Source organism: Methylobacterium sp. A54F, from assembly GCF_053346035.1.
In genome coordinates this window covers 1-297 of record NZ_JBKFBF010000166.1, presented here as the reverse complement: position 1 = coordinate 297, position 297 = coordinate 1, and the positions used below count along the sequence as shown (strand labels likewise).

The following is a 297-nucleotide window of genomic DNA, read 5'->3' as shown; positions in this document are numbered from 1 at the left end:
GTCTGGCGTATCGCCATCCTGGGTCTCCGTGCCGGGCCTTCCTAGCGCGAGGCCCGGCCGAACCCAAGGTGACCGGGGCAGGGCGGGGCGGACCTGCGCACGCGGCCGGCCCTGGTCCCAGGAGCGTCGGGCCGTCGCCTCAGCGGCCCCAGGCCCGCCGCCAGGCTTCGAGGGTCAGGAGGGGCCACAGGCCCACCGCGTGGTTGCGGGTGCGGGCGAGGTGCTCGTCCAGCATCCGCCGCACGCGGTCGCGGTCGAGGAAGTCCCCGGGCTCCGGGGCGAGCAGCAGGTCGCGGG

Annotated in this window: 1 protein-coding gene; it reads right to left on the bottom strand. The window is 77.1% G+C overall.

Going from position 1 to position 297, the window contains the following annotated elements:
* Positions 1-139 precede the first annotated feature (139 nt).
* Positions 140-286, bottom strand: coding sequence for an asparagine synthase-related protein (locus tag ACLBXP_RS25800; RefSeq protein WP_447670649.1), 147 nt, complete (start codon positions 284-286; stop codon positions 140-142).
* Between the last annotated feature and the right edge of the window lie 11 nt (positions 287-297).